This is a genomic window from Pedobacter sp. 10L46_2, assembly GCF_056395165.1.
In genome coordinates this window covers 1-2,772 of sequence record NZ_JBFTIZ010000418.1, presented here as the reverse complement: position 1 = coordinate 2,772, position 2,772 = coordinate 1, and the positions used below count along the sequence as shown (strand labels likewise).

Here is a 2,772-nt window from a genome sequence, read left to right as displayed (position 1 = left end):
ACATCCAGGACCTCAATATCTATTCTTCTCTGTATTGTAATACCGAAGAACACTTCCTGCAAGATTATTTTTAGTTTCTGCAGCCAGCAGAATTGAGCAGGCTAATTGATTCCTGCTGCTGGTATTTCAGTTAAATGATCAACAATCACACTGTCTGTAAATGCTTTTGCCCCTATCTCATTTAAATGGCCAACATCGTAAAACAGCTTATTTGCATTTGCATTAAACAGTTCCGAATAATTATAACACTTTAAATCATATTTGCTTAAAATGCTGTCAGCAGTTTTCAATGCATTATGTTTATGGATCTTCATTCCTGGCGACACCAAAACATGTAATTTTATATTTTTCGATCTGGTTGCTTTAACAAAATTTTCAAACGCGGTTAACTGATCTTTCGATTCCTTATAATTCGCATTGTCAATGTGTTGCACTGTAGCGCTCTGGGGCATATTCCCCGAAAGCGGCTCGTATCCGCTAAAGTGTTTCTGGCCTATTTCCAAATGATGCTGCACGATTGACATGGGCAAAGAGTTAACCCGGTAAAGGGTTGAAATATGTGCCAGCGAGAATTGCATTTTACTCTGCGTATAAATCATTTCACTGATTTCTTTATTCTTGTTAATATATGGCATCAAAACAGCCGTTAGCTTTTGTTCCTCCTGGTGCTGATACTCAAAATCGTTCAGGTTCAAATCCAGTATCACCACTTTTGGGGTATGATAACTTAAAACAGATTTCAACAAGGTTTCATAATAAAGCATCTTCATGCCATCCCTACCAAGATTATAGCAAGACAGTCCGGTTTTTTCAGTGATCAGTTCGGGGATATAGTGATGGCTGGCCCTGGAATTCCCAAAAATAAGGATGTCTTCATTGGCATCCAGAATCCCATGCGTGGTAACTGCCGAATCGCCTTGTTTTTCATTAAAGAAAAAGTGTTCAATTAATGCACCAAGGGCCCTGTCTGTCACAAATAACAAAACCAGTATGATCAGCCCGTTCCTCAATAGTTTATAAAATGGTTCCATGATTAGAATTGAAAATAGATAAACTGCCCCCCGTTAAACACGCCAAACAGGATGATAAACAACACAATAACCGTATATCCTGCATACCTCACCACTCTGTTTGAGCTATAAAATACTTTAATGATGTCCGAGTGGTATTCGGTAATGTATTCCACAACCAGCAGAAACAAAATCCAGATAAGCGCATATACAAAACCTTCAGGAGTGCCTATAAATAAGCCTTCCCCTTTTAATGTAAATATGCTCTTACAGATGTTAAAGGCTTCCGTTACATTATTGGCCCTGAAAAATATCCAGGCAAAGCAGACCAGCGCGAAGGTGAGCAAAACATGAAAAGCATTAGTTAAAGGACGATAACCCAGAATATTCCTTTCATTGAATTTTTTAAATGAAACACTAAAAATCTGATAGATCCCATGTAATGCCCCCCAGACAATAAAAGTCCAGTTTGCACCATGCCACAGGCCACTTACCATAAATACAATAAAAAGATTAAGGTACCACCGGGGTATCGCCACCTTACTGCCACCCAAAGGGAAATAAAGGTAATCCCTGAACCAGGTGGATAGGGAAATGTGCCATCTCGACCAGAAGTCTTTTATGCTTCCCGCCAGATAAGGCCTCCTGAAGTTGATCATCAGGTTATAGCCCATAACCCTTGCACAGCCTATCGCGATGTCAGAATAACCTGAGAAATCGCAGTAAATCTGAAATGCAAAAAAAACGGTCGCCACAATAAGCGTCAGCCCGCTATGCTGATCCGCATTATTGTATACCGCATCTACATAAATGGATAACCTGTCGGCAATCACCACCTTTTTAAATAAGCCCCATGTAATGAGCTTTAAGCCCTCTACCACATTCGCATAATTAAAATACTGCTTCACATGAAACTGATGAAGGATATTTTGCGGCCGCTCTATCGGTCCGGCCACCAGCTGAGGATAAAACATTACGTATAAAGAGTAGATCCCAAAGTGTTTCTCTGCCTTTTGATTTCCCCGGTAAACTTCAATGGTATAGCTCATCGCCTGGAACGTATGAAAAGAAAGCCCAATGGGCAATAGAATTTCTAAATAAGGTACATGGTTCTGATAACCGATGTTTCCCAGCAAAAACGAGAGGTTATCATTAAGAAAATTGTAATATTTGAAAACGGCCAGCACACCAATGTTTGCCACCAGACTTAAAATAAGGAATTTCTTTTTCTTTTTCCCCTTGGAGTTCTCTATGAGTATCCCGGCAAAATAATCTATAATGATCGTGAAGCCCAGGATCAGGATATACACCGGCACAAAAGTCATGTAAAAATAGCAGCTCGAGGCCAACAGTAATTTCCATCTATGCTGATGTGGCAACAGAAAAAAGGCTGGAGTAACCAGTATAAAAAAGAAAAAGAAGTGGAGAGAGTTAAAGAGCATAATCGTATTTTTTTTTAAAAATTCGAAATTGAACCCTTTCTTTATTCTTCTGTTATGGGATATAGCGCTTAATGAGATTTGGTCGGTTTGGATTCAGTTGAGAATGTAGTATTTAATTTTTGTATAATCAAAAAAAACAGGTAACAACCGACTACACAATTTGAAACAAGCCGTCCTTTAGATTTGACCAGTGGTCTAGAACCTAAAAAACAATTGTTATTAAGTGTTACGCTTAATTCCTCAGCTATACAGAATTTTGTAGGAATAATGCCTAACCACGGCAGCGGCGAATTATCAAGTCGTCAAGGTTTTTATGCCTA

At 39.0% G+C, this 2,772-nt stretch carries 2 protein-coding genes; both read right to left on the bottom strand.

Going from position 1 to position 2,772, the window contains the following annotated elements; translation table 11 throughout:
• Positions 1-101: 101 nt before the first annotated feature.
• Positions 102-1,031, bottom strand: coding sequence for a hypothetical protein (locus tag AC1DDX_RS26065; RefSeq protein ID WP_337717841.1), 930 nt, complete (start codon positions 1,029-1,031; stop codon positions 102-104).
• A 2-nt stretch (positions 1,032-1,033) separates the two neighbouring features.
• Positions 1,034-2,452, bottom strand: a complete 1,419-nt coding sequence (locus AC1DDX_RS26060; protein ID WP_337717839.1) for an MBOAT family O-acyltransferase — start codon at positions 2,450-2,452, stop codon at positions 1,034-1,036.
• Positions 2,453-2,772 lie beyond the last annotated feature (320 nt).